Raw genomic sequence first — 26,219 nt, 5'->3', positions numbered from 1 at the left:
GGCTCCTAGCGCCCCGGGATCACGAGGGCATAGGTCCGCCCGCGCACGACATAGTTCAGGGCGTTGTCGCCGATGGCGGTAATCTGTCCGCCCTCGAACCGGTCGCCCACGCCCACGCGCACATAGCGTCCGTTGCCCATGCGGATCAGCGCCCGGCGCGCGTTGGGCTGACCATAGACGCCGATCAGGTTGATCTCGCGCAGGCGGATGGCGTCCTGGAAGGTGGCGGCGCGCGCCACGGTGGTCGTTGTCGGGCCGGTGGGGATGGCCGCCGCCGCGCTGACGGCCTCGGGCTCGCTCTCGGCCAGTTCGTGCGGCTCGAGCCCGCGGGTTCCGACGCTGCCGGCTGCGGGTGCCTGCTGGCTCGCGCGCGGCTGCGCGGCGGCCTGCTGACGGGCGGCGGCCTGCTGGGCGGCCTGCTGGGCGCTGGCGATCCGGGCCAGCTGGTCCGCCACCACGCGGTCGAAGTTGCGGGGCCGCGTGTCCGGTCGCCGGGCCCGCGGCACGGCCTGCCGCGTGGCGCCCACCAGCGGATCGGGCGCGCCCTGCACGATGGCGGCGAGCGTGCTCTGGAGATCGGGTGCCGGGGCGGCGGCGGGAGCGGGCTGCGGCGGCGGCTCCGGGGCGGTGGGCGGCGTCGGGGGCGCGGAGGCGAGCGCGGCGGCCACGGCGGCGGCAGCGATGTCCACCGGCGGTTCGGCCGCCGCAGGCTGGGCCGGCGCCTCGGCCGTTGCGGAGGGTGCAAGGCCCTCGGGGCGGAGGGGGGGACGGGGTCCCGCAAAGGCGGTCGCCACCGGCACCGCCGCGTCCGGGGCCAGTCCGTCGGGACGCTCGGGCGGCCGCAGCCCGTCGAGCGAGACCCCGCCCGGTCCCGGCTGAGCGGCAAAGGCCAGAAGGCCGGGCGCCGGAGTCTCGTCCCCGGCAGGCTCCTCGACCAGGGCGGCCAGCGCGTCCCCGGGAGCAAGCGAGTCCCCGGACAACGCCTCGGCGGGGGGGGCAGCCGGGCCGGCATCCGCCTCGGCGAGGGCCGTTCCCTCCGGTGCGGGCGAGGGACGATCGGCCGGCCGCGGTGCAGGCCGCCGCCCCGGCGGCGCGGCCATGGCGTTGAGCCAGGGCGCTTCGGCCTCTGCACCGGGCGCAGCCTCGGACTCCGGCGGCGCGGCCGTCCCCGGCCGGGTGGGCGGGACGGCACCGGGGCGGCCCGCGAAGACCAGCGCGCCCGAGGGCGCAAGGGCGCCCTCGGGCAGGGCGCGGACGAAGCCCCGCTCGTCCAGGTCCCACATCGTTCCGGGGGGCGGCGGGTCGGGCTGGGGGGCGATCGCCGCATCGGGGGCCGGCCGGGCGGGGACCTGCGGCAGCGCCGGCAGCGTCATCAGCCCCTTGTCGGCGGCCAGGGCGGCGGCCAGGCGCGGGCCTGCATCGCCTTCGGGCCTGAGCGGCAGGCGCGGCGGGCGCAGCCAGACGCCGGTGGCGGCATAGACGCGCTCGGCCTCCTCCGGGGTGACCAGCGCGCCGCCGGACAGGCTTTCGGCCGGAGCGGGCTCGTCGAGCGACAGGACGGCGGTCGCGGCAGCCGGTGTGGCCGTCTCGGCGACGGCAGGGGCCGAAGGCGCGGCATCCGGCGGGGGCAGGGCCGCGAGCGCCCCCCCGTCCTCGGCCGCGGCGGGGGGCGGAGCGGGGGAGTCCTGCGGCGCGATTGCGGCGACGGCCGGCGGCGCGTCGCGGCGCAGGAGCGCGGTGAGCCCGCCCTCGCCCACGGCCGCCAGGACCCCGACCGCCAGCATCACGAGAAGGAGCACCGCCGTGAGCACGAGCCCGAGCGAGCGGCTGCGTCGCGGCGGGGGCGGGGCCTTCTTGCGCGCCCCGAAGATCGTCAGCCGTTCCGTCTCGGCCAAGGGGACCCCCTCGGGCGGTCGCTGCGGGGTCGCGCGGCGGCCGGGCTGGACGGGCGAGCGCGCCGCCGGTCGCGGCGGGGGCGGCGGGGAAAGCGGCGCGGCGGAGGGCGACTCGGCCGGAGCGGCGGCCGCCCGGATGGCCCACGAACCCGCGCCCGACGCCGCGGGTCCGCGGATCGGGGGCGCATGCGAGGCGAAGATCGGTTCGGGTTCCGGCGCTGCCGTGTCGGCCGCCTCGTCCGGCACCGGAGGCGGGCTGCCGGTCCCGTCCGCTGCCGCCTCGGGCCGGGGCCCCCCGGCCGGGGGCTCGTCCGAGGGGGGCTCGCCGGAAGGGGGTTTCTCGGCCGGGGGTTCGTCTGCCTCCGCCTCTCCGGCCCTCGCCCCGGCCGCGTCCGGCGCCTCGCCGTCCCCGGCATCCGGGGCCCCGCCCGGCTCGGGCAGGCTCGCCCCGGGGGCAGCGGCCGGAGGCTCGCCGCCCGCTGCATCCGCTCCGGGCGGCGGGACCGCCCCGGGCGCCCCGGCCTCTGCCGCCGCGAGGGGGCCCAGAACGGGCAGGCGCGTCTCCCGCGCGACCCCGGTGGTTCCTGCCGCGGGGCCGAAGAACGCCTCGCCGGGAAAGACCGACGGATCGGGCCAGGCCACGAAGCAGGCGGGCGCGAGGCCGTTGTCGCGGGCAAAGGCCTCGGCTTCGTCCAGGGTCTCGCGGGCGATGGCGGCGACATGGGTCACGCCGGCGCCGGGCAGATGGTCCACCACCAGATCGGACACGGGGTAGGGGGTCAGCCCCTCCAGCGCCTGCCGCGCCTCTGCCTCGCCGGCCTCGGGCGTCCCGAGGGCGAGATAGCGGATCTGCTCGTCCGGCAGCACGACGCGGGTGGCGAATCCCTCCGGCGCGCGGGTCTGCGCCAGCGTGCGCAGCGCTGCGAGCCGCCGGCCCAGATCCGGCGCGTCGAGCGGCACGTGGTCCAGTTCGCGCCACCCTTCGGGCGTGCGACCGTAGAGGCGGATGCCCTCGAACGAGAGCGACAGGGCGAAATCGGGACTCATCGTCAAGCGGCTTAGCACCCAAGGGGCGGGGGCGGAACAGGCAAGCGGAGCCTTTCCACCGCGGGGCGAGTTCCCGCCCATGCGCAGGGCGGCCGCTCTGCGTCTTGCCGTCGGCGCGTTTCCCGCCGAAGGTCGGGTGCCACCGTCCAGGAGACCCTGCCATGGCCCCCATGCTTCGCCCGGCCCTTGCGGCCCTCTGCCTTGCCCTTCCGCTCCCGGCCGGAGCGCAGGAGACCGTCCCGCCCCCCGCCTCCGAGATCGGCCGCGTCATCTCGGTCATGGGCGAGGGGCAATCCTCGCAGAAGCCGGATCTGGCGCGGATCATGCTGGGCGTGGCCCAGCAGGGCACCACGGCCAACGAGGCCATGGCCGCGATGTCCCGCAGCATGGAGGGCATCCTCGCCCGTCTGCGGCAGGAGGGGATCGCGCCGGCGGACATCCAGACGGGCTTTCTGTATCTGGAGCCGCAATGGGACTACAACGCGCCGGACGGCAGGCCCCGGATGACGGGATTCAGCGCCACCCAGATCGTCAATGTCACGCTGCGCGACATCGCACGGCTGGGGACGGTCCTGGATGCTGCCGTGACGGACGGGGCCAACCGTGTGGACGGTGTGACCTTCGAGGTCTCCGATCCGGCAGCCGCCATGGACGAGGCGCGCCGCCGCGCCGTCGAGGATGCGCGCCGCCGCGCGACCCTCTATGCCGAGGCGGCGGGACTGACGCTGGGCGCGCTGCTGTCGATCAGCGAGGTCGGACCCTATGCGACGCCGATGCCCATGGCCGATGCCCGCGACGCGGCCGAGGCCATGGCCGTTCCCGTGGCGCCGGGCGAGGTGACGATGGGCACCACCGTCACCGTCACCTTTGCCGCCTCCGACTGACCGCGGAAGACCGGAAGGGCCGGACGGGCCGGTTCGCGCCGGCCCGCCCGTGCCTCAGGCGGACAGGGCGCGGTCCAGATCGGCGATCAGGTCGCGCGAATCCTCGATCCCGATCGACAGGCGCACCACGTCGGGCGCCACCCCGGCCGCGCGCTGCTGCTCCTCCGAGAGCTGGCGGTGCGTGGTCGAGGCCGAATGGATCACGAGGCTGCGCGTGTCGCCCAGATTGGCCACATGGCTGAAGAGCCGCAGCGCGTTGACGAAGCGCACGCAGGCCTCGTAGCCGCCCTTGAGCCGCACGGTGAACAGCGCCCCCGCGCCGCGCGGGCAGATCCGCGCCGCCCGCGCGTAATAGGGCGAGGATTCGAGGCCCGCATAGGTCACCTCGGCCACGCGCTCGTCCGCCTCGAGCCAGCGGGCGACGGCGACGGCATTGCGGACGTGCCGCTCCATGCGCAGGCTCAGCGTCTCGATCCCCAGAAGGGTGTAATGCGCCCCCTGCGGGTTCATGGTCATGCCGAGGTCGCGCAGCCCCACCGCGATGCCGTGGAAGGTGAAGGCCATCGGCCCGAACGTCTCGTGGAACTTCAGGCCGTGATAGGCGGGCTCGGGCTCGCTCAGCGAGGGGAAGCGGTCCGAGGCGGACCAGTCGAACGTGCCCGAATCCACGATCACGCCCCCCGTGACGGTGCCGTTGCCCGTCAGGTACTTGGTGGCCGAGTGGACGACGATCGTGGCGCCGTGCTCGATGGGCCGGCACAGGTACGGGCTGGCCGAGGTGTTGTCCACGATCAGCGGCACGCCCCCCGCCTGGGCCGCGCGCGCGACCATCGGCAGGTCGGTGACGTGCCCACCGGGATTCGAGATCGACTCGCAGAACACGGCGCGGGTGTTCTCGTCGATGGCGCCGCGGATCGCCTCTTCGTCGTCGATGTCCACGAACTTGGCGCTCCAGCCGAAGCGGCGGATCGTCTGGGTGAACTGGGTCACCGTGCCGCCGTAGAGGCGGGTGGAGGCCACGACGTTGCAGCCCGGCTGCATCAGCGGAAACAGCGCCATGATCTGCGCCGCGTGCCCCGAGGAGCAGCAGACCGCCCCCGCCCCCCCCTCGAGCGCCGCGACCCGGTTGGCCAGGGCCATCACCGTGGGGTTGGTCAGGCGGGAATAGATGTAGCCCACCTCCTGCAGGTTGAAGAGGCGCGCGGCATGCTCGGCGTCCCTGAAGACGAAGGCGGTGGACTGGTAGATCGGCACCTGCCGCGCGCCCGTGGCGGGGTCGGGCGCCGTTCCCGCATGGACCTGCAGCGTGTCGAAGTGAAGCGGCGCGTCGGGCTGCGCGGTGTCGGGCATGGCATGGCCTCCTTTGCTGTGCGCCCGTTCTAGCCGATTTCCCCGGAGGCAGACAGGCCGGCCGCTCAGCGCGTCCACAGGCCCTCGGCCCTGAGTTTCTGGCGGATCTCGCGCTCGCGCCGGGGCAGCGCCGCGCGGTCGAACAGCGCCCGCGCGCGCGCTCCCTCGCCGTCCAGCGCGCGGCGGATCGGCTCGTGCCGGCGCAGGAGGGGCCCGAGCGGCCCCCGCGCGATCCGCTCGAACAGGGCCACGGCCGCGTCGCCCTCGCGCGCAAAGAGCAGGGGAAAGGCCCGGTAGTGGCAGGTCGTCGCGCCGTCGAGGCCCGCCAGTTCGGGCCCCGGCCGTCCGCCGCCCAGGGCGTGGATCACCAGCGGCAGCGCCACCTGATCCAGCCACGGGTCGAGCGGCTGGGCCGCCAGCGCCTCGCCGGGGTCGTCGCGGATGGCCAGCGCATAGCGCAGGAACAGCGCCCCGAACGCCGCCGGGTCCGCGCCGAAGAACCAGCCCGCGTTGAAGTAGAGGTAGCGCCGCCAGTGCTCCTCGGGCCAGGCCGGGTCGAGCGAGCTTTCGAGATCGAGGCCGAAGCGCGCATAAAGGCTGCCCCAGATCCCGCGATAGCCCGGCCAGTAGGGCTCCTCGACGGGCCAGGTCCCCTCGCGCCGCATCGAGGCCGAGGGGCGGTCCCACGGAAAGGGCACTGCGGCCAGATCGCCGGTGACCAGCGTGTCGGTGTCGAGGAACAGGAACGGCTCGCCCGGCGGCAGGACCGCCAGCCCCTCGATCTTGTTGCCATGGGGATAGGCCGCGCCGAAATGGCGGCTCTCCAGGGGGCGGATCTCGGCGCCCAGAGCCCCCAGCGCCGCGCGTCCCTCGGGCGACAGGCGGGGATCGCCCGGCCAGAGGGGGCCCGGCTGCGGCTCGGCCAGGATCAGGCGGAGGGCGGGGGCGTTCTCGCGCAGCGAGGCCGCGAGCAGCAGCGCCTCGGCCTCGAGCCGCCCCCCCTGGGCGATCGCCAGGACGGTAAAGGGCACCCGTCAGCTCTTGGAGACGGGCATGGAGCGGAAGCGCGCCACCGTCTCGCGCTCGGCCCGCCGGCAGGCGACGGGGGGCAGGCCGCGCGCGATCAGGTCCAGATCCTCAAGCATCCGCGTGCCGATCTCGCGCAGCGCGAGCGTCAGCGCGCCCGCGCGGTGGGGCGAGAACAGGATGCCGGGGACGCGGCGCAGTGGATCGTCGGGGGGCAGCGGCTCGACCGGAAAGACGTCCGTGGCGACGCGGACGCGTCCCGAGGCGGCGGCCTCGGCCAACGCGTCGAAATCGGCCGCCGCCGCGCGCGACATCAGCAGCAGGTTCGCCCCCCGCTGCATCCGCGCCAGCGCCTCGGCCCCGATCATGCGGGCGTTCTCCGTGGTGATCGCGGCCATGACGAAGACGAAGCGGTTCTCGGCCATCAGCCGCTCGAGCGGCACGGGCTCCACCCCCAGCCGGCGCAGGTATCCGTCGGGCAGCCAGGGGTCGTGCACCTGCACCCGCACCCGGAACGGCCCCAGAAGCCCGTGCAGCGCCCGGCCCAGGTCGCCATAGCCGATGATCCCCACGGTCGAGCCCGACAGCAGTTCCGATTCCCTGTTGCCGTCGAACAGCCAGCGCTCCTCCCCGCGCAGGAAGGCCGCATGCTCGCCGTGGATGTTGCGTGCGAGCGAGAGCGCCATGCCCAGCGCCATCTCGGCCACGGGCAGGGCAAAGACGCCGCCCGGCGCGATCACGTGGATGCCGCGGCGAAAGCATTCCTCGTAGTCGATGTTGGGCAGGAAGTTCGTCTCGACATTGACGATCACCCGCAGCTTCGGCGCCAGGTCCAGCCGGTCGCGGCCCATCGGCTGCTGGCCCACCACGGCCTCGGCCCCGGGCAGGTGGGCGGCGTAGAAGGCGTCGCGGTCCTCGCCCCGCCACTCGATCACGTCGTGGCGGGTGCGGAACAGCCGGTCCTCCTCGGGGGACAGGATCTCGGCCGCCTGTCGCGGCTCGGGGTCGAAGATGACGCGCATGGCCCTCCTCCCAGGGGCGGCGGCCGCACAAGCCGCTTGCGGCCATGAAACGTTTTTCGCTAGCCTGACGCAAGGGGAGGATCGCACCATGCCGGGGGCCGGACCGAATGCGGGGCTGCGCGGCCGCCCGTCGCTGCGCGACGTGGCGCGGCGGGCGGGGGTCTCGGCGGGCTGCGCCTCCAACGTGCTCAACCGCCGCCGCGCGCGCGACGACGCGATCGGCCTGCGGGTCGTCGAGGCGGCCGAGGCGCTGGGCTACCGCGCCGACGCGGTCGCGGCCACGCTGCGCCGGGCGACCTCGCGCCTCGTCGGCGTGGTGCTGCCCGACTTCGAGAACCCGTTCTTCGGCGCCCTCCTGTCGGCGCTCGAGCGCGAGGCCGCGGCCACGGGGCACCGCATCACCGCCGCCTCCACCCGCGACGACCCCGCGGCGGAGGCGCGCGAGATCGAGGCGCTGCTCGACTGGCGCCCTGCCGGGCTGATCGTGGTCCCCTCGGGCTCCTCGCGCCCCGCCGCGTTCGCCCGCGCGGGGCTGCCCGTGGTCGTGGCCGACCGCGTGGGCGGCGCGCACGGCACCGACGAGGTGGGCGCCGACGGAGAGGGGGCCGCGCGCGAGGTCGTCGCGCGGCTGGCCGCGCTGGGGCACGGGCACGTCCTGATCGCCGTCTCCGACCCCTCGGCCCCCAACATCGCCGAGCGTCTGGCCGGTGCCGGGGCGGCCGCTCGGGCGGGCAGTGTCGCGCTCGAGACGCTCTGCTGCGGGCTGAGCGTGGAGAGCGCCGACCGCGCCTTCGCCCGCCGCCTCGCAGCTGCGCCGGCGCCGCGCGCGGTGTTCGCGCTGACCAACCTCGCCGCGCTCGCGGCCTGGTCGGCGCTCGCGCGCCGCGGTCTCCTGCCGGGGCGGGACCTTGCGATGGTGGGGTTCGACGACGCGGCCTGGATGGCGCACATGCACCCGCCCGTGGCCGCCGTCGCCCAGCCGGTCGAGGCGATCGCCCGCCGCGCCTGGGCGCGGCTCACGGGGCGCATCGCGGGCGAGGCGGGCCCCCCCGCCTCCGAGCGCGTGCCCTGCCGCCTTCTTGCCCGCGGCACGCTGGTGCCGCCCTGACGGACCTCCGGCGCGCGCGGGGCCCGGCCTCCCCCGCGCGGCGCCGGCCGGGGGCGCCCGCCCCCGCCACCGAGGCCGGAGAGACGGGAGGAACCATGCGCAAGATCCTGATGGGCGCCGCCGCCCTCGGCCTCGTGGCCGGCGCGGCCTGGGCCGAAACCAACACCTTCGGCGTGCTGATGAAGACGCTCGCCAACCCCTTCTGGGGCGCCATGGAGCAGGGCATCCGCGACGGCGCCGCCGAGGCCGGCATCGAGGTCTTCGTCCAGGCCGTCGAAAGCGACCAGGCCGCCGAGCCGCAGCTCAACGCCTGCAACGCCATGCTCGAGACGCCGATGGACGCCTTCATCACCGCGGCCATCAACTCGACCATCCTTCTGCCCTGCCTCGCCCGCGCCAACGAGATGGGCATCCCGGTCGTGGACCTCGACGGCAACCTCGATCCCGCCGTCACCGCCGAGGCGGGGGTGGAGATCGCCTTCTCCATCGGCTCGGACAACGTCGCGGCCGGGGCTCAGGCGGCCGAATGGCTGGTCGGCCAGCTGGGCGAGGACGCCACCGGCCCCGTCCTCGTCATCGAGGGGCTTGCCGGCAACATCACCGGCCAGCGCCGCGCCCAGGGCTTCGCCGACCGTCTGGCCGAGCTCGCCCCGGGGCTCGAGATCGTGGCGCGCCTGCCGGGCGACTGGGACCGCGGCCGCGCCGCCAACATCACCAACGACACGCTGACTGCCCATCCCGATCTGGTCGCGATCTTCGCCGCCAATGACGGCATGGCGCTGGGCGCGGTCGAGACGGTGTTCGCGGCCGGCAAGCAGGACCAGGTGACGGTGATCGGCGTGGACGGCAACTCGGACGCCGTGCGCTCGATCCGGGACGGCCGGCTCGACGCCTCGGTGGCGCAGCTGCCCTATCTCGTGGGCAAGCAGGCGGTCGAGAACGCCGCCCGCGTCGTCGCCGGCGAGGAGGTCGAGGACTTCATCTACGTCCCCACCCTCGTGCTGACCCGCGAGGTCCTCGAGGCGGGGACCGAGCCCCTGCTCGAATTCGTGCGCTGAGCCCCCGCCGGGCCGGGCACCCCCCGGCCCGGCCCCCGCTGCCGGAGTGTCCCCCATGGCCGCCGCCCTCCGCTCTCCCCTCGGCGCGCTCAACCGCGCGCTCGGCCGCGCCCATGTGCGGGTCGAATCGCTCCTCGTGCTCGTGGCGCTGGTGGTCGCGCTGTCGATCCTGTCGCCCGTGTTCCTGTCCGTCTCCAACCTGTTCAACATCCTTCTCGCCACGACGACGGTGGGCATCCTCGCCATCGGCGCGACCTTCGTGATCTGCGCGGCCGGCATCGACCTGTCGCTGGGATCGGTGCTGGGGCTCGCCTCCGTGTCGGGGGCGGCGATGTTCGCCTATCTCGGGCTGCCCTGGCCCTTCGTGATCCTGGGCTGCCTCGCGGCCGGGGCGGCGGCGGGCCTCGTCAACGGGCTCACGGTGGCGATCGCGCGCGTGCCCGCCTTCATCGTCACGCTGGGGATGATGGGGATCGCGCGCGGCCTCGCGCTCATCATCTCGGGCGGGCAGGGGATCTACGGCATGCCGCCCGAGATCCTGTTTCTCGGCCAGGCGCGCCCCTTCGGCGTGCCCACGCCCATCTTCATCCTCGTGGGCACGGCGATCCTCGCGCATTGGGTGCTGGCCCATACCCGCTTCGGCCACCACACGCTCGCGCTCGGCGACAACGAGGCGGCGGCGCGTGCCACGGGCATCGACGTGCGCCGCCTGCGCATCCTGCTCTACACGCTCTCGGGGCTGATGGCGGGGCTGGCGGGGCTCGTGTTCACCGCGCGCGTCAACACGGGCGATCCCACCGCGGGCCTCACCTACGAGCTGCTCGCCATCACGGCCGCGATCATCGGGGGCACCAACCTCTTCGGCGGACGGGGCTCGATCCTGGGGACCATGGTCGGCGCGCTCATCATGGGGGTGGTCCAGAACGGGCTGAACCTGCTCGCCGTGCAGGCCTACTGGCAGCAGATGGCGATCGGCACCGTCCTGGTCGCGGCCGTATGGCTCGACCAGATCCGGCAGAGGGGGAGGGTGCTGTGAGCCTTCTGGAACTCGACGGCCTCGAGAAGTCCTTCGGTCCCGTCCAGGTGCTGCGCGGCGTCACGCTGCGGCTCGAGGCCGGAGAGGTGCTGGGCCTTCTGGGCGACAACGGCGCGGGCAAGTCCACGCTGATGAAATGCGTCACGGGCGTCCATGCGGCCGACCGCGGCACGGTCCGCTTCGCGGGCGAGGACGTGACCCACCTGCCGCCCGGAGAGCGCCGCCGCCGCGGCATCGAGATGATCTACCAGGACCTCGCGCTCGCCCCGCAGCAGGACGTGGCCAACAACATCTTCCTCGGGCGCGAGCCCACGCGCCGCCTCTGGGGCCTTCTGCCCGGCCACGTGGATAAGGCCCGCATCGACCGCGAGGCGCAGGCCATGGTGGACCGCCTCGGCGTGCGCGTGCCCTCCATCCACATCCCCGTCGGCATGCTCTCGGGCGGCCAGCAGCAGACGGTGGCCATCGCCCGCGCTCTGACCTTCCAGCCCAAGCTCGTCATCATGGACGAGCCGACCGCCGCGCTGGCGGTGCGAGAGGTCAACTCCGTCCTCGACCTGATCGCACGCATGGCCGCCGACGGGATCGGCGTCATCCTGATCTCGCACCGGCTCAACGACGTGTTTCAGGCCTGCTCGCGCATGGTCGTCCTCCAGCGCGGCGCCGTCGCGGCCGATCTCGCCCGCGCCGACACCACCATGGCCGAGATCGTCTCGTACATCGTCGGCGCCCACGCCTAGGGCGCCCCATCAGGGAGAACAGGGCAGATGCAGGGCTTCGGCGTCCACACCAGCATGTGGACCATGCGCTGGGACCGCGAGGGGGCCGAGCGCACGGTCGCCGCCGCGCGCGAATACGGCATGGACTTCATCGAGATCGCGCTGCTCGACACCGCCATCGTGGACGCCGCGCATACGCGCGCGCTCCTTGAACGGGCCGGGATGCGCGCCGTCTGCTCGCTGGGCCTGCCCCAGCCCGTCTGGGCCTCGGTCAATCCCGAGGGCGCGATCGAGCACCTCCGCGTCGCGCTCGCCAAGACCGCCGAGATGGGGGCCGAGGCGCTCTCGGGCGTGACCTATGGCGGCATCGGCGAGCGCACGGGCGTGCCCCCGACCGAGGCCGAATACGACAACATCGCCCGCGCGCTCGAGGCCGCCGCGCGCGAGGCGCGCCGCCTCGGCCTCGCCTTCGGGATCGAGCCGGTGAACCGCTACGAGAACCACCTCGTCAACACCGGCTGGCAGGCCGTGCAGCTGATCGAGAAGGTGGGGGCGGACAACATCTTCATCCATCTCGACACCTACCACATGAACATCGAGGAGAAGGGCGCCGCCAACGGCATCCTCGATGCGCGCGAATACCTGCGCTACATCCACCTCTCCGAGAGCGACCGCGGCACCCCCGGTGAGGGGACCTGCGACTGGGACGAGATCTTTGCCGCGCTCGCCGCGATCGGCTTCCGCGGCGGGCTCGCGATGGAGAGCTTCATCAACATGCCGCCCGAGGTGGCCTATGGCCTCGCCGTCTGGCGCCCCGTCGCGAACAGCTTCGAGGAGGTGATGGACCGCGGCCTGCCCTTCCTGCGCAACAAGGCGCGCCAGTACCGCCTCCTCGCATGACCGAGCCCGTCGACGAGGCGGAACTGGCCCGCCGCCTGGCCGAACGGGCCGCAACCGGGGGGCGGATGATCTGCGCGATCGCGGGCCCGCCCGGATCGGGCAAGTCCACCCTGGCCGAGGCGCTGGTCGCACGCCTGAACGCGCAGGCGCCGGGCACGGCCGCGCTCCTGCCCATGGACGGGTTCCACTACGACGACACCTGGCTGATCCCCGCCGGCCTGCGCCCGCGCAAGGGCGCGCCCGAGACGTTCGACGTGGCCGGCCTGCGCCACGTGCTCGGCCGTCTCCGCGCCGGCGAGGACGGCGTCTTCGTCCCCGTCTTCGACCGCACGCTCGAGATCGCGCGCGCCGGCGCCCGCCCCATCCCCGCCGCGGCCCGCGTGATCGTGTGCGAGGGCAACTGGCTTCTCCTCGACCGCGAGCCGTGGTCCGGCTTGCGCCCCTTCTTCGACCTCACGGCGATGATCGAGGTGCCCGAAGCCACCTTGCGCGACCGCCTGCGCCGCCGGTGGGAGGGCTACGGCCTCTCGGAGGACGAGATCGCCTGGAAGCTCGACGGCAACGACCTGCCCAACGGCCGGCTGGTGGCCCGGGCCAGCGTGCCCGCGGACGTGGTGCTGCGCCAGGACGGCTGAAGGGGGGATGGTGGGCGACCCTGGAATCGAACCAGGCATGGGTCTCCCCGGCGGAGTTACAGTCCGCTGCCGCACCTTGCAGCACGTCGCCCGTGGCGCGCGGCATAGCCTCGGCTCCCGAAGGGGTCAACCGGAAAAGCGGGCCTTGCGCCGGTCGCCCGGCCCGGCCATGGGAAACCGCCCGAACCGGAGGCCGCCGCCATGAAGAAACCCGCCTGGGTCGTCGAGAAGGAACGGGCGCGCCGCGCCGCCGGGCGCGAGACGGTGTGGCTGTTCGGCCTGCACGCCGTGCGGGATGCGCTGCTCAACCCCCGGCGCGAGCGGCTGCGCCTGATCCTCACGCCGAACGCGGCCGAGCGGCTCGGGCCCGAGGCGATCGCGGCTGGCGGCCTCGTCCCCGAGATGGCCGATCCGCGCCGCTTCTCCGCGCCGCTCGATCCCGGCTCGGTCCATCAGGGCGCCGCGCTCGAGGTGCGCCCCCTGGCCTGGGGTCCGCTCGACGAGGTGGTGCTCGGCACCCGCCCCGGCGACGCGCGGCGCCCCGTCGTCGTCTGTCTCGACCGGGTCACGGACCCGCACAATGCCGGCGCCATCCTCCGCTCGGCCGAGGTGTTCGGCGCCCGCGCCGTGATCGGCACCGAACGCCATGGCGCCCCCGAGACCGGCGCGCTCGCCAAGGCTGCGTCCGGCGCGCTCGAGCGCCAGCCTTACCTGCGCGTCCGCAACCTGGCCGACGCGCTCGAGCGGCTGCGCGGCATGGGGTTCGGCCTGATCGGGCTGGACGGGCAGGGCCCTGTCGATCTGCCCGACGCGCTGGCGGGGCAGGGCCGCCGTCCGCTCGCCCTGATTCTCGGGGCCGAGGGGCCCGGTCTGCGCGCCCGCACCCTCGGCCTCTGCGATGCGGTCGCCCGGATCGGGGCGGCGGGCGGATTCGGCTCCCTCAACGTCTCCAACGCCGCCGCCGTGGCGCTCTATGCGACCCGCGCCGACGAAATCGGGCGAGATGATGGCAGAATCACGGCGACGTGATGCGCCCAGCCCTGCAAAAGTGGGAACCGCCGCCCCATTTGCGCGTATACTGGACACGCGCATCTGGAACCTGCGCGTTTCGCTTCACTGTCCCTCGTTCCACACCTCAGAGCCCGGGCCTTCGTGCCCGGGTCTTTTTTGCCGGGACGTTGCCCGGAATGTGCTGCCGGGTCCGTGGCCCGGCTGTCCCTCGCGGAGGACTTCGTGGACCCTGACACCGACCGCCTCATCCGGGACGTGCTGACCCGGACGCGCACGATCGCCCTCGTGGGCTTCTCCTCCAGGCCCGACCGGCCGAGTCACGGCGTTGCGAGCTTTCTGCGATCAAGGGGCTTTCGCGTGATCCCCGTCAACCCCGGCCTCGCGGGGCAGGAGCATCTCGGCGAAAAGGTGCGCGCTTCCTTGGGGGAAATCCCCGATCCCGTGGACCTCGTGGACGTGTTCCGCCGCAGCGAGGAGCTGGGCCGGGTCGTGGACGAGGCGCTCGCGCTCGATCCCCTCCCCATCGCGATCTGGGCGCAGCTGGGCGTGCGCGACGATGCGGCCGCCGCCCGCGCCCGCGCCCGCGGGGTCGCCGTGATCCAGGACCGCTGCCCCGCGATCGAGATCCCGCGCCTCGGCCTGCCCCCCATCGCCCGGCCGCCCGTCGCCTGAGCCGTCAGCGCGACGCCTTCTCCTCGAGGCCCGAGCGCCCCTCGCGCCGCGCCAGTTCCGCCTCGATGTCGCCCAGCGTCACGCCCCGCGCGGCGCACATGACCAGAAGGTGGAACAGCGCGTCCGCGGCTTCGGCCACCAGCCGCTCGCGGTCGGCGCGCACGGCCTCCACGACCGCCTCCACCGCCTCCTCGCCGAACTTGCGCGCCGCGCGTTCGGGGTCCGAGAGCAGCCGCGCGGTCCAGGACGCCCCGGGGTCCGCGCCCGCCCGCGCGGCGATCGTCTCGGCCAGGCGGTGCAGGCTCATGCCGGGCGCACCGGGATGCCCGCCGCGGCCAGATGCGCCTTGGCCTGCGGGATGGTGAAGGTCCCGAAATGGAAGATCGAGGCCGCGAGCACCGCGCTCGCCCCCCCTTCGCGCAGCCCCTCGACCAGGTGATCGAGCGTGCCCACCCCGCCCGAGGCGATCACCGGCACCTCCACCGCGTCCGCCACCGCCCGCGTGAGGGGCAGGTCGAAGCCCGCCCGCGTTCCGTCGCGGTCCATCGAGGTGAGCAGGATCTCGCCCGCGCCGCGCTCGGCCACCCGCCGGGCAAAGTCCACCGCGTCGAGCCCCGTAGGCCGCCGGCCGCCATGGGTGAACACCTCCCAGCGCCCCTCGCCGGTCCGCTTGGCGTCGATCGCCACGACGATGCACTGGCTGCCGAAGCGGTCCGCGCAGCGCGCCACCACGTCCGGGTCCGCCACGGCGGCCGAGTTGAGGCTGACCTTGTCCGCCCCCGCGAGCAGCAGCGCCCCCACATCGGCGGGGCCGCGCACGCCGCCCCCCACCGTCAGCGGCATGAAGCAGCTCTCGGCCGTGCGCGTGACCAGGTCCATCAGCGTGCCCCGGTTCTCGTGCGTGGCATGGATGTCGAGAAAGCACAGCTCGTCCGCCCCGGCCGCGTCATAGGCGCGCGCGGCCTCCACCGGGTCGCCCGCGTCGCGCAGATCGACGAAGTTGACGCCCTTGACCACGCGGCCCTCGGCCACGTCCAGGCAGGGGATGATGCGCGCCTTCAGCATGGACCCGGCCATACCCCGCCCGCGCGCCCGCCGCCAGATCCCGCCGCCCTCACTCCTCGGCCACGGGGGCCCAGTCGCGCAGCTCGCGCAGCCGGCCGTCCTTGACGTGGATCGCGTCCAGCATGGCGAAGACCCGCTGCCCGGCGGCCGTGCCCACCAGGTCCGCGCGCCGCAGGAACCGCGGCCGCCAGGGGGCCAGCGCGCGCAGCAGGGGCCCCGGATCGTCCACGAGGTAGAAGCCGTGCGCCGCGCCCCCCCAGTAATCGGCCGCGGCGACGCGCGGCGGATCGTCCCCCCGCCGCGCCCCCCATTCGCCCAGATAGAGCACGTGGCGCGCGGGATGCTCCGGCACGCCGGGCCGCCAGCGGACGGTGAAGCGGCCCACGGGGACCTCGCGGTGGACCAGGCGCCCCTCCACCCGCCAGGCCTCCTCCCCGCAGCACTCGCAGGCGACGGGCTCCTCGTGCTCGGGGATCACCACGATCTCCTGCCAGCGCAGGCTCACGCCCCCAGCGCCTCCAGCGCACGGCCCAGGTCCACGGCCCCGTCATAGAGCGCGCGGCCCACGATCGCCCCCGCGATCCCCCCCGCCCCCTGCAGCGCGAGCAGATCCTCCAGCGACGACACCCCGCCCGAGGCGATCACGGGCACCGAGACCGCGCGGGCCAGCGCGGCGGTGGCCTCCACGTTCGGCCCCTCCATCGCGCCGTCGCGCGCGATGTCGGTGTAGACGATGGCCGCGATCCCCGCATCCTCGAAGGCGCGGGCGAGGTCGGCGACCGTGGCCCCCGTCTCCTCCACCCAGCCGCGGGTGGCCACGCGCCCCTCCCTCGCGTCGATCCCCACGGCCACCCGCCCCGGATGCGCGCGGGCGAGGGTGCGCACCAGGTCCGGGTCCTCCACCGCGGCCGTGCCGAGGATCACCCGCGCCACCCCGGCCTCCAGCCACGCCTCGGCCGTCGCCCGGTCGCGGATGCCGCCGCCCAGCTGCACGGGGATCGCAACCGCTCGCAGGATCGCCTCGACCGCCGGGGCGTTGCGCGGCCGCCCGGCGAATGCCCCGTCCAGGTCCACGAGGTGCAGCCACCGCGCCCCGGCCGCGGCAAAGGCCGCCGCGCGCGCGGCCGGGTCGTCGTCGAACACGGTCGCCGCCGCCATGTCCCCGCGCAACAGGCGCACGGCGCGCCCCTCCTTCAGGTCGATGGCGGGATAAAGGATCATGGCCGTCTCCGACTCGGGCAACGACCGGGGCTTGGCACGCCCCGCGCCCGCGATCAACACGCCCGCCCCGCGCCCGTGCGCCGCCACGTCACGCTTGCCCGCCGCCGCCGCGCGGCCGCACTCTCGCGCGCAAAACCGCAGGGAGGAGACCACCATGACCCGACTCGCCGCGCTCGCCGCCGCGCTGGCCCTCGGCGCCACCGCCGCCGCGGCCGAGCCGCTGCTCGGCACCTGGCGCACGGCCCCCGACGACAACGGCAATACGGGCCTGATCCAGGTCGCGCCCTGCGGGGACGCGATCTGCGGCGCGCTCGTCCGGGCCTTCGGGCCGGACGGCTCCGACATCCCCTCGCCCAACATGGGCCGCCTCATCATCTGGGACACCCGGCCCACCGGCGGGGGCGAGTATCGCGGCCGGATCTTCGCCCCCGATCGCGGTCAGGAATACGCCTCGCGCCTGCGGCTGGACGGCGACCGGCTCTCCGTTTCGGGCTGCGTCATCGGCATCTGCCGCGAGGGCGGGGTCTGGACCCGCGTCAACTGACGGCTGGACGCCCGCGCCCGCGCGCCTAACCTTCCCGGGGCGCACACCACCCCCGGGAGGACCGCCATGCCCCGCATCAACGCCGCCGACGGCACCTCGCTCCACCTGCAGGACTGGGGCTCGGGGCGGCCCGTGGTGCTGATCCACGGCTGGCCGCTCAATGCCGATTCGTGGGACCACCAGGCACGCCACCTCGCCGCCGCCGGATACCGGGTCGTGGCCTGCGACCGGCGCGGCTTCGGCCGCTCGGACAGGCCGTGGGGCGGCTACGACTACGACACGCTGGCCGACGACCTCGCCGCCGTCATCGACGGGCTCGGCCTCACGGACGCCACCCTTGTGGGCTTCTCCATGGGCGGCGGGGAGGTCGCGCGCTACATGCGCCGCCATGGGGGCCGCGGCGTGGCGCGCGTGGCGTTCGTGGGCTCCATCGTCCCCTGCCTCGTGCGGCGCGACGACAACCCCGATGGCGTGCCCGCCGACGCGCTCGACTCCATGCAGGAGGCGATCGACAAGGACCGCCCCGAATTCCTGCGCGGCTTCTTCAAGACCTTCTACGGCCAGGGCCTCGTCTCCGGCGTCTCGCAGGGGGTGCTCGACTGGTCTCTGCACATGGCGCTTCTGGCCAGCGGCCGCGCCACGCTCGCCTGCATCGACGCCTGGCGCGAGGATTTCCGCCCCGACATCGTCGCGATCGACCGGCCCGCCCTCGTGATCCACGGCACCGGCGACGCGATCGTGCCGATCGAGCCCACGGCCCGCGCCGCCGCCCGCGCCATCCCCGGCGCCACCTTGCGCGAATATGACGGCGCGCCCCACGGCCTGCTCGCCACCCATGCCGCGCGGGTGACGCAGGACCTGCTCGACTTTCTTGCCTAGGGCCTCCAGGCGAGAAAGTTCGCCAGCAGCCGCAAGCCCGTCGCCTGGCTCTTCTCGGGGTGGAACTGGGTGGCGAACACCGCCTCGCGCGCCACGATGGCCGTGACCGCGCCCCCGTATTCGGCATGGGCGAGGCGATGGGCCGGGTCGGCCACGCGCATCTGCCAGGAATGGACGAAATAGGCGTGATCGCCCGTCCGCACGCCCTCCAGCACCGGATGGTCCCCCGTCACCACCAGGTCGTTCCAGCCCATATGCGGCACCTTCAGCCGCGGGTCGGCGGGGGCGATCCGCACCACCTCGCCGGGGATCAGGCCCAGGCCCTCCACCGTCTCGAACTCGTGGCCCCGATCGGCCAGAAGCTGCATCCCCACGCAGATGCCGAACAGCGGTACCCCCCGCGCCACCGCGCCCCGCAGCGCCTCCTCGAGCCCGGGCAGGCCGGCCAGCGCGCGCCGGCAGGCGGGAAAGGCCCCGTCGCCCGGCAGCACGATCCGGTCCGCGCGCGCCACCGCCTCCGGGTCCGCGGTCACCAGCACGCGCTGCCGCCCCCCGGCCACCCGCACCAGCGCCTTTTCCGCCGAATGAAGGTTGCCGATCCCCAGATCGACGACCGCGACCGTCTCCCCGCTCACAGCGTCCCCTTGGTCGAGGGCACCTCGTCGGGCGCGCGCGGGTCCGGCTCGACCGCCTGCCGCAGCGCCCGCGCCACGGCCTTGAAGGCGGCCTCGGCGATGTGGTGGCTGTTCACCCCCGTCCGCGCGCAGACATGCAGCGTGATCCCCCCGTGCACCGCCAGCGCCTGAAAGAACTCGCGCACGAGCTCGGTGTCGAAGGTGCCGATCCGCTCCGCCGGAAAGGCCACGTCCCAGACCAGGAAGGGCCGCCCCGACAGGTCCATCGCCGCCTCCACGCGCGCGTCGTCCATGACCAGCACGAAGGCGCCATAGCGGCGGATGCCCCGCTTGTCGCCCAGAGCCCGCGCCAGCGCCTGGCCCAGCGCGATGCCCGTGTCCTCGACCGTGTGGTGGTCGTCGATGTGCCGGTCGCCCTCGGCCCGCACCTCCAGGTCGATCAGCGCATGCCGCGCGAGCTGGTCGAGCATGTGGTCGAAGAAGCCCACGCCCGTGGCGACCTCCGCCCGCCCGGTCCCGTCCAGCGCGACGCGCACCGCGATCGCGGTCTCGCGCGTCGTGCGGCTGATCGCGCCCTCGCGCATCCTGCCGTCCCCCATGCCTGCCGCGGCCGGGCATGGCGCGCGCGGCCGCCGGGGTCAAGGGCACCGGAGCGGGGGCGTTGAGGGAATCTTAACCCCTCGCTGCTAGACCGGAGACGTCAGACCCGGAGGGGGGATTCGCATGGCGCAAAACGCGCTTCTCATCATCGACGATCTCGGGGTCCGGCAAGACCTCGCCGGCGCCCTGCGGGAGGCGGGCTTGGCCGTGGAGGCTGCGTCCGACCGCCCGGAGGCGGAGGGACTGGCGCGGCGGGGCGGCCTCTCGCTGCTGCTCGCATCCGAATGCTTCGGGGGGCGGTCGGTGCAGACGCTGGTCCTTCTGGCCGAATGGTGCAGCCCGCTCGTGGCCACGGTCCTGCTGTGCGACCGGCCCGACCGGATGCAGCCCGAGCTGTTCGACCTCCTTCCCTCGCTCCAGGCCGTCCTGCCCCGCTCCCTCCCCGCGGCCGAGGTGGCGCGCCTCGCCCGCCTCGCCGCCGCCCCGTCGGAGAGCGAGCCGGCGCGCCTGCTGCGCCGCTGGCGCGAGGCCGGCGGCCCCGCCGCGGCGGAGGAGACTCCGCCGCCCCTGCTGCTGCGCCAGCCGGTGGCCCTCCGCCCGTCGCCCGACCCCGACCTGCCTCTGCCCCTGCGCGTCCGGGCCGCCGGGTCGCGCCGGGCGGGCCCTTCCGACGACCCGGTGCGCCTGCCCTCGTTCCTGACGCGCCGCGCCGGTCCCGCGGGGAGCGGGGGAAATGCCGCGCCGTCCGGCCCTTGCCCGCCCGCCGCCTCGCCGCCGCCCGTCCCCTCCCCGGCCGAGGACGGGCCCGCCGGACGCGCCCGCCGGCTCCGGCTGGGCCTCTCCGGCGCAGCGGCGGCCGTGCCGGGCCCCCGGCCCGCCGTCCCGCGCCGTCTGCATCTGGGCTGAGGGCGCGGCGCCTCTGGCCTCTGCCCGACGCCCGTGGCAGGCTCCGCCCATCCCTGCCGGAGCGTCGCATGAGCACCTGCGTCTTTGTCCAGATCCGTTGCCGACCCGGCACCACCTACCGCGTGGCCGAAGCCGTGGCCCTCAAGGAACTCCATTCGGAACTCTACTCGACCTCCGGCGAATGGGACCTGCTGATGAAGCTCTATGTCCCCGAGGGCGAGGATGTCGGCCGCTTCGTCAACGAACGCCTCCTCGACGTGCCCGACATCGAGCGGTCGCTCACCACGCTGACCTTCAAGGCGTTCTGAGCGCGCTCACTTGACCGCACCGGCGGCCATCCCGCGGATGATGAACCGCTCGAGCAGGATGCCCACGACGATCAGCGGCAGGATCGCCGCCGTGGACAGGGCCGCCATCGCCCACCAGTTGATCCCCTGCGACCCGGTCTGCGAGGCGACCATCACGGGCAGCGTGTTGGCATGGGTGGAGGTGAGCAGCGCGGCAAAGAAGTACTCGTTCCAGGTCAGCACCAGCGACAGGATGAAGGCCGCCACCATGCCCGGCACCGCGAGCGGCAGGATGATCGTCAGGAACGCCCCCCAGGTGCCCAGGCCGTCCACCAGCGCCGCCTCCTCCAGTTCGTGGGGGATGCCCGCGAACTGGTCGCGCATGATCCAGATGACGATGGGCAGCACGGTGAGCGTATAGAGCAGGATCAGCCCCACTCGCGTGTCGAGCAGCGCCAGCGCCTTGTAGAGCACCAGGAACGGCAGCGCGAGGACCACGGGCGGCAGGATCAGCTGACTCAGGAAGAAGAACGAGATGTCCCCGTTGCGCAGCGGCCCGAAGCGGTAGGCGAAGCGCGACAGCCCATAGGCCGCGAGGCTGCCCAGCACCACCGCCAGCCCCGAGGCCGCAAGCGACACGATCGCGCTGTTGGCGAAGCGCTTGAGGAATTCCGCCCGCGGGGTGGAGGGCTGGCCGATCGTGTCCGGCGACAGGCCCAGCGACCGCCAGCCCAGCCAGGCGGGCTCGAAATCCACCCAGGGCACCAGGTTGCCCTGCATCACGTCCGGCGCCTGCTTGAACGAGGTGGTGACGGTCCAGTAGATCGGAAACAGCGCCACCACCGTCCAGATCAGCAGCGCTCCGTAGATCGCCACGCGCGAGGTCCACCAGCGCGCGCGGTAGCGCAGGTCCGCCTCCGCGTCGCGGAAGATGGCCGCCTCGGCGGGGCGGGTCTCGGCGGGGGGCGCGGCGGTGTCGGCGCTCATCCGGTCTCCCTCACGTCCTCGGCCGCGTCGCCCGCTCCGCGAGCTTCATCAGCACCGTCATGACGATCACGATCAGCACGAGATACACCATGGCCAGCAGCGTTCCGTAGCCCACGTTGGACCGGTCGCGGTATTCGCGGAAGATGAAGCTCGTCACCGTGTCCGTGGCCCCTCCCGGCCCCCCGGCGGTCACGTTGATGACGATGTCGGCGAGCTTCAGCTTGAAGATCAGCCGGATCAGGATCGCCGTGACCGAGACGGGCAGCATCAGCGGAAAGGTCACCTCCCAGAACCCCCTCCAGCCCGAGGCGCCGTCCACCCGTGCGGCCTCCTGCACCTCGCGGGGGATGGCCTGCAGGCCGGCCAGCAGCATGATCATCATGAAGGGGATGAAGGTCCAGGCATCCATCGCCATGATGGTCAGCCGCGCGATCAGCGGGTCGCCGAAGAAGGACGGCTGCTCCCAGCCCAGCGCGCGCCCCAGCCGCGCCAGGGGGCCGAAGCGGGGCTCCAGCATGGACTTGCCGATCATCCACGACACCGCCACCGGCGACAGCATCAGCGGCAGCAGGAACGCCACGCGAAAGAACCGCCGCGCCCGGATCTCGGCATGCAGCAGCAGCGCCAGGCCGAAGGCGATCGCGTATTCCACCACGATGGCCAGGCTGTACCAGACCATGTTGCGCAGCGCGTTCCAGTAGAAGGGGTCCGTCCACATCCGCCGGATGTTGTCCAGCCCGTTGAACCGCCGCCCCGTGGGCGAGGACAGGTTCCAGTCCGACAGCGCGATCAGCACCCCGAACAGCAGCGGAAACACCGTCAGCGAGACGACGAACAGCACCGCCGGCAGCACGAACAGCGCCCGCCGCCCGGCCTCGCCCCGGATCAGCACCTGCCCCCAGCAGAGCGCGACCGCCCAGGTCAGATAGGCATAGAGCGTCGGCCGCCAGGTGGTCAGGCCGAGGTCCCACCACCCCCAGTGCTGCCCCGCCTGCGCCAGCGCGACCGCCGCCAGCAGCGCCGCCGACCCCCAGATCAGCGCGCGGCCCAGCGCCGCCCGGCCCCGCGCCGGCTCGTCGCTCGTCACCACATGAAGAAGGTCGCCCCCCGCGTTCATGCTGGCATGCTAGTGGCCCGCGCGGCCGGGGGGAAGCGTCTTTGCTGCCACTGTGGCCTGCCCCCTTCCGTTCGTGCGCCCGGCAGGCTAGGCCGGCTCGCAGGGAGAAGGACCGATGCGCCGGGACGGATACCGCCACGCCTATGCCACGCGGCTCAACGCCTTCCGCGCCGATGCCGCGCGCGCCTTTCCCGGCCGCAACCGGATCGGCACGGCCGAGCTTCTGGCCCGCGCCGCGACCGTGCCGGGCCTCTCGGCCGTGGACCTCAACTTCCCCGACCATCTCGACGGACTCGCGCCGGGCGACGTCGCCGCGCAGCTCGCCGGTCACGGCCTCGGGCTCAACGGCTTCGCCATGCGCTACGGGGCCGATCCCGCCTTCCGCGGCGGCGCGCTCGCCCATCCCGACCCTGCCTTGCGCGCCCGCGCGGTGGACCTCACCCGCCGCGGCCTCGATGCGCTCCTGGCCGCGGGGGGCAGCCTCCTGACGATCTGGCCCGGCCAGGACGGGTTCGAATACCCGCTTGCCACCGATTATGGCCGCGCCTGGGACGCCTTGGCCGACTCGCTCGCCCGGATCGCCGCCCACGCCCCCGAGGCCGCCATCGCCCTCGAGCCCAAGCCCGACGAGCCGCGCGCCCGCGCGCTGCTGCGCGATTCGGCCACCGCGCTCCTGCTCGTCGCCGAGGTGGGCGCGCCCAATCTCGGCGTCACGCTCGACGTCGCCCACGCGCTCTATGCCGGCGAGACCCCGGCCGAGGCCGCCACCCTGATCGCGCGCCGCTCGCGGCTTCTGGGCGTGCATCTCAACGACGGCTACGGGCGGCGCGACGACGGGCTCGTCACGGGCAGCGTTCACCCGCTCCAGATCCTCGACCTGCTCCTCGCGCTCGACCGGATCGGCTACCGGGGCCCGCTCTACTTCGACACCTTCCCCGACGCCGCGGGCCTCGACCCGGTGCGGGAGACCGCGCTCAACATCGCCGCGGCCGAGGCGCTGACCCGGGCGCTCGACCGCCTCAAGGCCGACCCCCTCCATGCCGAGGCCGTCGCCCGGGGCGACGCGCTGGCCGCCCTCGGCCGCGCCCAGGCCGCGCTCTTCGGGGCCGGCTGATGCGCCCGGACGTGGCGGTGGTGGGCTCGCTCCACCTCGACATCGTCGTGACCGCCCCGCGCCTGCCCCATCTGGACGAGACGCTGCCGGGCGGGACCTGGGACCAGCGCCCCGGCGGCAAGGGCCTGAACCAGGCCGCCGCGGCGGCGCGGGCAGGCGCGCGCGTCGCCATGGGCGGCCGGATCGGCGCCGACGCCTTCGGCGAGCGCCTGCGCGCCCATCTCGCCGCCCACGCGGTGGACCTCTCCTGCCTCGAGACCGACCCCGAGACGGCCAGCGGCATGAGCGTCGCGATCCTCGTCGCGGGGGGCGAATACGGCGCCGTGGTCGTCTCGGGAGCCAATGCCCGCATCCCCGCGGACGGCCTTGCCCGGCGCTGGGCCTCGCTCTGGCGGGCTCCGGTCCTCCTTCTCCAGAACGAGGTGCCGGAGGGCGTGAACCGCGCTGCCGCCCGCGCCGCCCGCGCAGCGGGCGCCCGCGTGCTCCTCAACGCCGCCCCCGCGCGCACCCTGCCGCCCGACCTGCTCGCCGACACGGACGTGCTGATCCTCAACCGGCTCGAGGCCGCGCAGATCGCCCCGCAAGGGGCCGCCGCCCTGCGCACGCCGACGCGTGCCGTGATCGTCACGCGGGGGGCCGAGGGGCTCGTGCTCCATGACACGGACGGGCGGGACCACGCGATTCCCGCCCGGCCGGTGACGGTGCACAGCGCGCACGGGGCAGGCGACGCCTTCTGCGGCACGCTGGCTGCGTGCCTCGCGGCGGGGCAGGGGCTGGCCCCGGCCTGCGCCGCCGCCGCGGACGCCGCAGGCCGCTTCGTCGCCGGAGAGGGCTAGGCTCTCCTCAGCTCATCCCCAGCGAGGCGCGATAGAGCGCGATCTGGCTTTCGCGCCCGATCTGGTCGGTGATCGCCTCCCAGGCGGCGGCGATCGCCTCGGCCGTCTCCTGCGCGCTCGCGTATTGCCCGGCATAGCCCTTGGCCAGCTCGTCCTCGGCGACCGAGTAGTACTGGAAGATGCCGGGGATGCGCGGCTCGATGGCGGCGTTGGGATGGTTGTAGCTGTCGAGGTTGGACCCGAGGTAGTCCTCGACGAAGGCGCGGTCGTAGCCCGCCGCCTCCCATTCCTCGTAGTTGAAGTGGCTGTTGCGATAGGGCTGGAAGCCCGAGGGATAGGCCGCCATCCACAGGCTGATGTCGCGCCCGCCCAGATGGGCCGCGGCCGACCAGGCGGCCTTGCGCTTGCGCTCGTCCTGGGCCGCCCGCGTGGTGACGTAGATGCCCCAGCCGATATAGGCCATGTTCGGCGCCTCGTTGCCGCCCTCGGGCGTCTCCCACTCGCCGGTCTGGCGGTTCCAGACGCGGTCCGAGGCCGGGTTGATCCCGAAGCCCACCACGTCGCCCACCACCGACGTGTCCGAGGTCCGCGCCGAGGAGCCCACATCCCCCCACCAGGTCAGCATCGAGCCCGTTCCGGCCAGGAACTGCTGGAAGGCGGTGGTGCCGGGGTCGGCGTTGATCTGGTCGGCCGGATAGACCCCCGCCGCGATCAGGTCCATCACGTCCTGGATCGCCTGCACCCAGCCCGGCTCGGTGATCAGCGGGCGCATGTCCTCGGGGTCGAACAGCCAGACCGGATCGCCGGGACGCTTGACATAGGGCGCCGCGCGATCCTCGAGGAAGTAGAACCCGAAGCCGCCCCAGCCCTTCAGCGGGTCGAGGAAGCCGTGCGCGGCCAGCCCGGTCAGCGGGTCGCGCTGGCCCACGACGCGGCGGGTGAACTCGTTGATCTCCTGCCAGGTGCGCGGCGGGGCGGAAAAGCCCGTGGCCTCCACGATGGCCGGATCGGTGAAGTAGTCCGTCCGGAAGGCCAGCGTGTGGCAGTCGCCGTCGATCGAGACGCGGTAGGTCTTGCCGTCCCAGGTGCCCACCGGCGCCTTGAGGTAGTCCACGTAATCGTCCATGTCGATCAGGCTGCGCACCCAGTCGGGCATCTCGTCCAGAAGGCCGCGCCCGGCCGTGTCGCCCTCGAAGGGCGCGCCCATCTCCAGGATGTCGAAATCGACGGTGCCCGTGGCGATCGACTGCTGCAGCCGCGCGTTGTAATCGGCCTGCGCCAGGTCGATCCAGCTGATCCGGGCGCCCGTGTAGCGCTCCCACGGCGCCAGGAAGCCGCGGAACAGGAAGTTGTGCAGGTTCTGGTTGTTGAGCCCCATGAAGGTCAGCTCGACGCCCGCGAACTCGCCCTCCTCGACGGTCTCGCGCGTGCCGCCCAGGCACAGCTCGCCCACCTGCTGCCAGTGCTGGTCGGTGGGGCTGCCCATGCCCACGCCGGGAATGCGCAGGATCTGGGCGCGCAGGTCCTCCTGCGCCCTGGCGGGAGAGCCGAGGCCCCCCATGGCAGCCAGCGCCCCGAGGCCCGCAGCCCCGCCGAGCAGCTTGCGCCGGCTGATGGCCGCGCGAACGGCCAGATCGAACAGATGCGGCTTCATCCTTGTCCTCC

Annotated in this window: 28 protein-coding genes and 1 tRNA gene; 15 read left to right on the top strand and 14 right to left on the bottom strand. The window is 74.0% G+C overall.

Annotated features, from left to right (window positions below; genetic code table 11):
• Positions 1–5: 5 nt before the first annotated feature.
• Complete coding sequence (locus GT358_RS01445) at positions 6–2,942, bottom strand: hypothetical protein (protein ID WP_371416203.1); 2,937 nt, start codon at positions 2,940–2,942, stop codon at positions 6–8.
• A 161-nt stretch (positions 2,943–3,103) separates the two neighbouring features.
• Between GT358_RS01445 and GT358_RS01440 the strand changes: the two genes are divergently transcribed.
• A complete protein-coding gene (locus tag GT358_RS01440; protein ID WP_166580783.1) occupies positions 3,104–3,826 on the top strand; it encodes an SIMPL domain-containing protein in 723 nt (240 codons plus the stop codon).
• Between the two features lie 54 nt (positions 3,827–3,880).
• On the opposite strand, the gene GT358_RS01435 is transcribed toward GT358_RS01440, so the two are convergent.
• The 3 genes from GT358_RS01435 to GT358_RS01425 all read right to left on the bottom strand — a co-directional run bounded on the left by GT358_RS01435 (position 3,881) and on the right by GT358_RS01425 (position 7,224).
• A complete protein-coding gene (locus GT358_RS01435; RefSeq protein ID WP_166580782.1) occupies positions 3,881–5,176 on the bottom strand; it encodes an O-acetylhomoserine aminocarboxypropyltransferase/cysteine synthase family protein in 1,296 nt (431 codons plus the stop codon).
• Between the two features lie 65 nt (positions 5,177–5,241).
• Positions 5,242–6,207, bottom strand: a complete 966-nt coding sequence (locus GT358_RS01430; RefSeq protein WP_166580781.1) for a hypothetical protein — start codon at positions 6,205–6,207, stop codon at positions 5,242–5,244.
• A gap of 3 nt (positions 6,208–6,210) precedes the next feature.
• Positions 6,211–7,224: an NAD(P)-dependent oxidoreductase gene (locus tag GT358_RS01425; RefSeq protein WP_166580780.1), complete on the bottom strand. Its 1,014-nt coding sequence runs from the start codon at positions 7,222–7,224 to the stop codon at positions 6,211–6,213.
• An 88-nt stretch (positions 7,225–7,312) separates the two neighbouring features.
• Here GT358_RS01425 and GT358_RS01420 point away from each other — a divergent pair, with 88 nt between their 5' ends.
• From GT358_RS01420 to GT358_RS01395, 6 genes are all read left to right on the top strand, one after another.
• Positions 7,313–8,332: a LacI family DNA-binding transcriptional regulator gene (locus tag GT358_RS01420; protein WP_166580779.1), complete on the top strand. Its 1,020-nt coding sequence runs from the start codon at positions 7,313–7,315 to the stop codon at positions 8,330–8,332.
• A gap of 95 nt (positions 8,333–8,427) precedes the next feature.
• The gene (locus tag GT358_RS01415) at positions 8,428–9,390 is read left to right on the top strand and encodes a substrate-binding domain-containing protein (protein ID WP_208103256.1); all 963 of its coding nucleotides are present in this window, start codon (positions 8,428–8,430) and stop codon (positions 9,388–9,390) included.
• Positions 9,391–9,445: 55 nt separating this feature from the next.
• Positions 9,446–10,426 carry an ABC transporter permease gene (locus tag GT358_RS01410; RefSeq protein WP_166580778.1) on the top strand — a complete coding sequence of 327 codons (981 nt, stop codon included), beginning with the start codon at positions 9,446–9,448 and terminating at the stop codon, positions 10,424–10,426.
• A complete protein-coding gene (locus tag GT358_RS01405; RefSeq protein WP_166580777.1) occupies positions 10,423–11,166 on the top strand; it encodes an ATP-binding cassette domain-containing protein in 744 nt (247 codons plus the stop codon). The genes GT358_RS01410 and GT358_RS01405 overlap by 4 nt, the downstream gene beginning before the upstream one ends.
• A gap of 27 nt (positions 11,167–11,193) precedes the next feature.
• Entirely contained in the window at positions 11,194–12,045 is an 852-nt protein-coding gene (locus GT358_RS01400) for a sugar phosphate isomerase/epimerase (RefSeq protein WP_166580776.1), read from the top strand.
• Positions 12,042–12,680: a nucleoside triphosphate hydrolase gene (locus tag GT358_RS01395; RefSeq protein ID WP_166580775.1), complete on the top strand. Its 639-nt coding sequence runs from the start codon at positions 12,042–12,044 to the stop codon at positions 12,678–12,680. The genes GT358_RS01400 and GT358_RS01395 overlap by 4 nt, the downstream gene beginning before the upstream one ends.
• Before the next feature lie 8 nt (positions 12,681–12,688).
• On the opposite strand, the gene GT358_RS01390 is transcribed toward GT358_RS01395, so the two are convergent.
• Positions 12,689–12,772 (bottom strand) — tRNA-Tyr (locus GT358_RS01390).
• A gap of 109 nt (positions 12,773–12,881) precedes the next feature.
• On the opposite strand from GT358_RS01390, the gene GT358_RS01385 reads away from it, so the two are divergent.
• Together GT358_RS01385 and GT358_RS01380 are read left to right on the top strand one after the other, a co-directional pair.
• Entirely contained in the window at positions 12,882–13,709 is an 828-nt protein-coding gene (locus tag GT358_RS01385) for an RNA methyltransferase (protein WP_166580774.1), read from the top strand.
• Positions 13,710–13,913: 204 nt separating this feature from the next.
• Positions 13,914–14,363 (top strand): CoA-binding protein, encoded by a 450-nt coding sequence (locus GT358_RS01380; protein ID WP_166580773.1) that lies wholly within the window; start codon positions 13,914–13,916, stop codon positions 14,361–14,363.
• Between the two features lie 4 nt (positions 14,364–14,367).
• Here GT358_RS01380 and GT358_RS01375 read toward each other — a convergent pair whose 3' ends face one another.
• The 4 genes from GT358_RS01375 to hisA are packed head-to-tail and all read right to left on the bottom strand — an operon-like array spanning position 14,368 to position 16,649.
• Positions 14,368–14,670, bottom strand: a complete 303-nt coding sequence (locus tag GT358_RS01375) for a phosphoribosyl-ATP diphosphatase (protein ID WP_166580772.1) — start codon at positions 14,668–14,670, stop codon at positions 14,368–14,370.
• Complete coding sequence (gene hisF / locus GT358_RS01370; RefSeq protein ID WP_166580771.1) at positions 14,667–15,428, bottom strand: imidazole glycerol phosphate synthase subunit HisF; 762 nt, start codon at positions 15,426–15,428, stop codon at positions 14,667–14,669. The genes GT358_RS01375 and hisF overlap by 4 nt, the downstream gene beginning before the upstream one ends.
• A 49-nt stretch (positions 15,429–15,477) precedes the next feature.
• Entirely contained in the window at positions 15,478–15,933 is a 456-nt protein-coding gene (locus tag GT358_RS01365) for a hypothetical protein (RefSeq protein ID WP_166580770.1), read from the bottom strand.
• The gene (hisA, locus tag GT358_RS01360) at positions 15,930–16,649 is read right to left on the bottom strand and encodes a 1-(5-phosphoribosyl)-5-[(5-phosphoribosylamino)methylideneamino]imidazole-4-carboxamide isomerase (protein ID WP_166580769.1); all 720 of its coding nucleotides are present in this window, start codon (positions 16,647–16,649) and stop codon (positions 15,930–15,932) included. The genes GT358_RS01365 and hisA overlap by 4 nt, the downstream gene beginning before the upstream one ends.
• Before the next feature lie 154 nt (positions 16,650–16,803).
• Here hisA and GT358_RS01355 point away from each other — a divergent pair, with 154 nt between their 5' ends.
• Together GT358_RS01355 and GT358_RS01350 are read left to right on the top strand one after the other, a co-directional pair.
• Complete coding sequence (locus tag GT358_RS01355; protein ID WP_166580768.1) at positions 16,804–17,193, top strand: DUF2147 domain-containing protein; 390 nt, start codon at positions 16,804–16,806, stop codon at positions 17,191–17,193.
• 66 nt (positions 17,194–17,259) lie between these two features.
• On the top strand, positions 17,260–18,072 hold the full coding sequence (locus GT358_RS01350; RefSeq protein ID WP_166580767.1) for an alpha/beta fold hydrolase: 813 nt from the start codon (positions 17,260–17,262) through the stop codon (positions 18,070–18,072).
• On the opposite strand, the gene hisH is transcribed toward GT358_RS01350, so the two are convergent.
• Together hisH and hisB are read right to left on the bottom strand one after the other, a co-directional pair.
• A complete protein-coding gene (gene hisH / locus GT358_RS01345) occupies positions 18,069–18,707 on the bottom strand; it encodes an imidazole glycerol phosphate synthase subunit HisH (protein WP_166580766.1) in 639 nt (212 codons plus the stop codon). The two genes, GT358_RS01350 and hisH, sit on opposite strands and share 4 nt — an antisense overlap.
• A complete protein-coding gene (gene hisB / locus GT358_RS01340) occupies positions 18,704–19,291 on the bottom strand; it encodes an imidazoleglycerol-phosphate dehydratase HisB (protein ID WP_166580765.1) in 588 nt (195 codons plus the stop codon). Before hisB ends, hisH begins: the two co-directional genes overlap by 4 nt.
• A 139-nt stretch (positions 19,292–19,430) precedes the next feature.
• Here hisB and GT358_RS01335 point away from each other — a divergent pair, with 139 nt between their 5' ends.
• Together GT358_RS01335 and GT358_RS01330 are read left to right on the top strand one after the other, a co-directional pair.
• Positions 19,431–20,213, top strand: a complete 783-nt coding sequence (locus GT358_RS01335; RefSeq protein ID WP_166580526.1) for a hypothetical protein — start codon at positions 19,431–19,433, stop codon at positions 20,211–20,213.
• A 68-nt stretch (positions 20,214–20,281) separates the two neighbouring features.
• The gene (locus GT358_RS01330; protein WP_166580764.1) at positions 20,282–20,521 is read left to right on the top strand and encodes an Lrp/AsnC ligand binding domain-containing protein; all 240 of its coding nucleotides are present in this window, start codon (positions 20,282–20,284) and stop codon (positions 20,519–20,521) included.
• A 6-nt stretch (positions 20,522–20,527) separates the two neighbouring features.
• Here the strand turns inward: GT358_RS01330 and GT358_RS01325 are convergent, their stop codons facing one another.
• A complete protein-coding gene (locus tag GT358_RS01325) occupies positions 20,528–21,487 on the bottom strand; it encodes a carbohydrate ABC transporter permease (RefSeq protein ID WP_166580763.1) in 960 nt (319 codons plus the stop codon).
• A 10-nt stretch (positions 21,488–21,497) separates the two neighbouring features.
• A complete protein-coding gene (locus tag GT358_RS01320) occupies positions 21,498–22,604 on the bottom strand; it encodes a carbohydrate ABC transporter permease (protein ID WP_166580762.1) in 1,107 nt (368 codons plus the stop codon).
• A gap of 115 nt (positions 22,605–22,719) precedes the next feature.
• Here GT358_RS01320 and GT358_RS01315 point away from each other — a divergent pair, with 115 nt between their 5' ends.
• Both GT358_RS01315 and GT358_RS01310 read left to right on the top strand, forming a co-directional pair.
• Positions 22,720–23,718: a sugar phosphate isomerase/epimerase gene (locus GT358_RS01315; protein WP_166580761.1), complete on the top strand. Its 999-nt coding sequence runs from the start codon at positions 22,720–22,722 to the stop codon at positions 23,716–23,718.
• On the top strand, positions 23,718–24,554 hold the full coding sequence (locus GT358_RS01310; protein WP_166580760.1) for a PfkB family carbohydrate kinase: 837 nt from the start codon (positions 23,718–23,720) through the stop codon (positions 24,552–24,554). Before GT358_RS01315 ends, GT358_RS01310 begins: the two co-directional genes overlap by 1 nt.
• A 7-nt stretch (positions 24,555–24,561) precedes the next feature.
• Here GT358_RS01310 and GT358_RS01305 read toward each other — a convergent pair whose 3' ends face one another.
• Positions 24,562–26,208, bottom strand: a complete 1,647-nt coding sequence (locus GT358_RS01305; protein WP_166580759.1) for an extracellular solute-binding protein — start codon at positions 26,206–26,208, stop codon at positions 24,562–24,564.
• Between the last annotated feature and the right edge of the window lie 11 nt (positions 26,209–26,219).

Source organism: Rubellimicrobium sp. CFH 75288 (assembly GCF_009904055.1).
Taxonomy (GTDB): domain Bacteria; phylum Pseudomonadota; class Alphaproteobacteria; order Rhodobacterales; family Rhodobacteraceae; genus Rubellimicrobium.
The sequence above is the reverse complement of the archived record's forward strand: the minus strand, read 5'-3'. Positions and strand labels throughout refer to the sequence as shown.

Coding starts and splice junctions, on each gene's coding strand:
- GT358_RS01400 (WP_166580776.1), top strand. CDS start 11,194: ATGCAGGGCTTCGGCGTCCACACCAGCATGTGGACCATGCGCTGGGAC.
- GT358_RS01355 (WP_166580768.1), top strand. CDS start 16,804: ATGACCCGACTCGCCGCGCTCGCCGCCGCGCTGGCCCTCGGCGCCACC.
- hisB (WP_166580765.1), bottom strand. CDS start 19,291: ATGCGCGAGGGCGCGATCAGCCGCACGACGCGCGAGACCGCGATCGCG.
- GT358_RS01410 (WP_166580778.1), top strand. CDS start 9,446: ATGGCCGCCGCCCTCCGCTCTCCCCTCGGCGCGCTCAACCGCGCGCTC.
- GT358_RS01385 (WP_166580774.1), top strand. CDS start 12,882: ATGAAGAAACCCGCCTGGGTCGTCGAGAAGGAACGGGCGCGCCGCGCC.
- GT358_RS01325 (WP_166580763.1), bottom strand. CDS start 21,487: ATGAGCGCCGACACCGCCGCGCCCCCCGCCGAGACCCGCCCCGCCGAG.
- GT358_RS01395 (WP_166580775.1), top strand. CDS start 12,042: ATGACCGAGCCCGTCGACGAGGCGGAACTGGCCCGCCGCCTGGCCGAA.
- GT358_RS01310 (WP_166580760.1), top strand. CDS start 23,718: ATGCGCCCGGACGTGGCGGTGGTGGGCTCGCTCCACCTCGACATCGTC.
- hisA (WP_166580769.1), bottom strand. CDS start 16,649: ATGATCCTTTATCCCGCCATCGACCTGAAGGAGGGGCGCGCCGTGCGC.
- GT358_RS01445 (WP_371416203.1), bottom strand. CDS start 2,942: ATGAGTCCCGATTTCGCCCTGTCGCTCTCGTTCGAGGGCATCCGCCTC.
- GT358_RS01420 (WP_166580779.1), top strand. CDS start 7,313: ATGCCGGGGGCCGGACCGAATGCGGGGCTGCGCGGCCGCCCGTCGCTG.
- GT358_RS01440 (WP_166580783.1), top strand. CDS start 3,104: ATGGCCCCCATGCTTCGCCCGGCCCTTGCGGCCCTCTGCCTTGCCCTT.
- GT358_RS01305 (WP_166580759.1), bottom strand. CDS start 26,208: ATGAAGCCGCATCTGTTCGATCTGGCCGTTCGCGCGGCCATCAGCCGG.
- GT358_RS01335 (WP_166580526.1), top strand. CDS start 19,431: ATGGCGCAAAACGCGCTTCTCATCATCGACGATCTCGGGGTCCGGCAA.
- GT358_RS01415 (WP_208103256.1), top strand. CDS start 8,428: ATGCGCAAGATCCTGATGGGCGCCGCCGCCCTCGGCCTCGTGGCCGGC.
- GT358_RS01350 (WP_166580767.1), top strand. CDS start 17,260: ATGCCCCGCATCAACGCCGCCGACGGCACCTCGCTCCACCTGCAGGAC.
- GT358_RS01425 (WP_166580780.1), bottom strand. CDS start 7,224: ATGCGCGTCATCTTCGACCCCGAGCCGCGACAGGCGGCCGAGATCCTG.
- GT358_RS01435 (WP_166580782.1), bottom strand. CDS start 5,176: ATGCCCGACACCGCGCAGCCCGACGCGCCGCTTCACTTCGACACGCTG.
- GT358_RS01375 (WP_166580772.1), bottom strand. CDS start 14,670: ATGAGCCTGCACCGCCTGGCCGAGACGATCGCCGCGCGGGCGGGCGCG.
- hisF (WP_166580771.1), bottom strand. CDS start 15,428: ATGCTGAAGGCGCGCATCATCCCCTGCCTGGACGTGGCCGAGGGCCGC.
- GT358_RS01330 (WP_166580764.1), top strand. CDS start 20,282: ATGAGCACCTGCGTCTTTGTCCAGATCCGTTGCCGACCCGGCACCACC.
- GT358_RS01315 (WP_166580761.1), top strand. CDS start 22,720: ATGCGCCGGGACGGATACCGCCACGCCTATGCCACGCGGCTCAACGCC.
- GT358_RS01320 (WP_166580762.1), bottom strand. CDS start 22,604: ATGAACGCGGGGGGCGACCTTCTTCATGTGGTGACGAGCGACGAGCCG.